The organism is Streptomyces misionensis (assembly GCF_007896895.1).
Taxonomy (GTDB): domain Bacteria; phylum Actinomycetota; class Actinomycetes; order Streptomycetales; family Streptomycetaceae; genus Streptomyces; species Streptomyces misionensis_A.
On sequence record NZ_VOGW01000187.1, the window covers coordinates 17,297 to 20,149 of the forward strand.

A 2,853-nucleotide genomic window follows, 5' to 3' on the forward strand; every position below is an offset into this window, starting at 1 on the left:
GCTTCCCGCAGCCCACCGCGCCCAACGGCCCCAACGGCCCCGCGCAGCAGGGCGGTTACGGCTTTCCCCAGTCGGACAACCCCGCACAGCCGGGCGGTTACGGCTTCCCCCAGTCGCCGGAGCAGCAGCCGCAGCCCCAGCCGCCCGTCGATCCCCGCCTCGGGGCCGCCTGGCCGCAGCCGATCCAGCACGACCAGCGGCAGCCCACCAACCCCGGTGCCGCGCCGCTGGGTTACACGGCCGCCGTGGAGCTGTCCTCGGACCGGCTGCTGAACAACCGCCGGCAGAAGGCGAAGAGCGGCCGGCCCGCAGCGGGCGGGTCCCGGTTCAAGCTGGGCGGCAAGAAGGAGGAGGCCGAGCGGCAGCGCAAGCTGGAGCTGATCCGCACGCCGGTGCTGTCCTGCTACCGGATCGCGGTCATCAGCCTCAAGGGCGGCGTGGGCAAGACCACCACGACCACCGCGCTCGGCTCCACCCTCGCCACCGAGCGGCAGGACAAGATCCTCGCCATCGACGCCAACCCGGACGCCGGCACGCTCGGCCGACGGGTGCGCCGGGAGACCGGGGCCACCATCCGCGACCTCGTCCAGGCGATCCCGTACCTCAACTCGTACATGGACATCCGCCGGTTCACCTCGCAGGCGCCCTCCGGTCTGGAGATCATCGCCAACGACGTGGACCCGGCCGTGTCGACCACGTTCAACGACGAGGACTACCGGCGCGCGATCGACGTGCTCGGCCGCCAGTACCCGATCATCCTGACCGACTCGGGCACCGGTCTGCTGTACAGCGCGATGCGCGGGGTGCTCGACCTCGCCGACCAGCTCATCATCATCTCCACGCCGTCCGTGGACGGTGCGTCCAGCGCCAGCACGACGCTGGACTGGCTGGCCGCGCACGGCTACTCGGACCTGGTGTCCCGCTCCCTGACCGTGATCTCCGGGGTCCGCGAGACCGGCAAGATGATCAAGGTCGAGGACATCGTGGCGCACTTCGAGACCCGTACCCGCGGGGTCGTGGTCGTGCCCTTCGACGAGCATCTGGCCGCCGGTGCCGAGGTGGACCTCGACATGATGCGGCCGCGGACCCGCGAGGCGTACTTCAACCTCGCCGCGATGATCGCCGAGGACTTCGTGCGGCACCAGCAGGCGCACGGGCTGTGGACCAGCGACGGCAACCCGCCGCCGGTGGCCGCCCCGCCGATGCCGGGCCAGCAGATGCCGGGGCAGCCCGTGCCCGGACAGCCGATGCCCGGACAGCCCATGCCGGGCCAGCCCGCGCCCGGTCAGCCGTACCCGCAGGTCCCCGGCCAGCCGTACCCCGGCCAGCCCCATCCGCCGCAGGGACAGCAGCCCTACCCGCCCCAGCAGGGGCCCTACCCGCCGCAGCAGGGCCGGCCGCCGTACCCGGGCCGGCCGTACCCCCAGGGTCAGCCGCCGCAGCAGTAGCGCGACCCACGGCATACGAAAGGGCGGCCGGTGCTCCGCGCACCGGCCGCCCTTCGCCGTCTCGGCGGCACCGAACGCGTGCCGCCACCACGAGGAACGCGAGGACTAGCTGTACTGACCCGTGAGGTTGGGGACGCGGCTGGCGGGTGGTTGCCCTTTCAGTGCGGTGTGTCCGCGGTGGTGATTGTAGGTGTGCAGCCACTGCGGGAACGCTTCGCGGCGCTCGGTTTCTGACCGGTAGGGGCGGGCGTAGGCCCACTCGTCCAGCAGGGTGCGGTTGAAGCGTTCGACCTTGCCGTTCGTCTGGGGTCGGTAGGGCCGGGTTCGCTTGTGGACGATCCCGGCTGCTGCCAGGGCATCGCGCCAGTCGTGTGAGCGGTAGCAGGAGCCGTTGTCGGTCAGCACCCGTTCGACGGTGATCCCGGCATGGGTGAAGAAGGCGTGGGCCCGCTGCCAGAAGCCGGTGGCGGTCTCCTTCTTCTCGTCCGCATGGATCTCGCTGTAGGCCAGGCGGGAGTGGTCGTCGACGGCGGTGTGCAGGTAGCTGTAGCCGAGGTTGGGACGGCCGCCGGCGGTGCGGGGCCGGGCGGGGTCGCGGTGCGCGGAGCTGTTGCGGCCGCCCTGGGCGGCCAGCCAGACGGTCTGCGAGCCGCTGTGCGTCCGCACGCTGGTCTCGTCGTAGTCGACCCGGCCCTCGCTGCAGCATCCGCACAGCATGTGGAAGCCGCTCGCCGGCTCGGCTCCGAAGTCCCGCGCGAAGAACGAGTCCACCAGGGCGTCGACGTCGGTTGCGTCCGCCGCGCGCACGGTCGTGTGCAGCGTCGGCAGCGAGGACGCCTCGAAGAGCAGCAGTTCGTCGAAGACGGCGACGCGCCGGCCGTTGTACGTCCGCTCGCCGTTCGGCTCCCCGTCGTGCACGACGATCTCGCCGAAGCGACGGCCCTTCGTGGCCGGGACGTTCATCACCCGACCGCGCGTCGGGCAGAGCCGCTGGATCCACACCACCTCGCGCTCGCCACCCGTGTCCAGCCGTACGCACGCCGGGCCGAAGGCGCCGTTGATCTCCCCCTCGCCCTCCGGCATCGGTATCCCGAAGCCCTCCCAGGCGTCACGGGCGGTCGCCCAGTCGCGCTGGATCGTGGCGGCGACACCCAGGTTCCAGAACGCCGGGTCCTGCTCGCCGCGGGGCGAACGGGCGGCGGCCTCACGGCCGAGTTCGCACGCCTTCGCCCAGTTACGCAGGAACTTGTGCGCCAGCGCCGCGTCGTACCACCACGCCGCGCTGGGGCCCTCGTTCGGATAGTGCGCGAGGACCCGCTCGTACAACTCGGCGGAACACAGCCACTCCCGCGCGTCCCACATCTCCCGAGCCCTCTCCAGCAACCGCCCCGCCTCGGACTTCTCC

At 71.9% G+C, this 2,853-nt stretch carries 1 protein-coding gene and 1 pseudogene; one reads left to right on the top strand and one right to left on the bottom strand.

All coding sequences use genetic code 11. The features are described from left to right. Nucleotides 1-1,448: nucleotide-binding protein (locus FRZ03_RS32675; protein WP_261399440.1), on the top strand; the 1,448-nt coding region annotated here is incomplete at its 5' end. A gap of 105 nt (nt 1,449-1,553) precedes the next feature. On the opposite strand, the pseudogene FRZ03_RS41360 reads toward FRZ03_RS32675, so the two are convergent. Continuing rightward, nucleotides 1,554-2,081, bottom strand: a pseudogene (locus FRZ03_RS41360) (integrase core domain-containing protein); the annotation flags it as partial. Nucleotides 2,082-2,853: the final 772 nt, after the last annotated feature.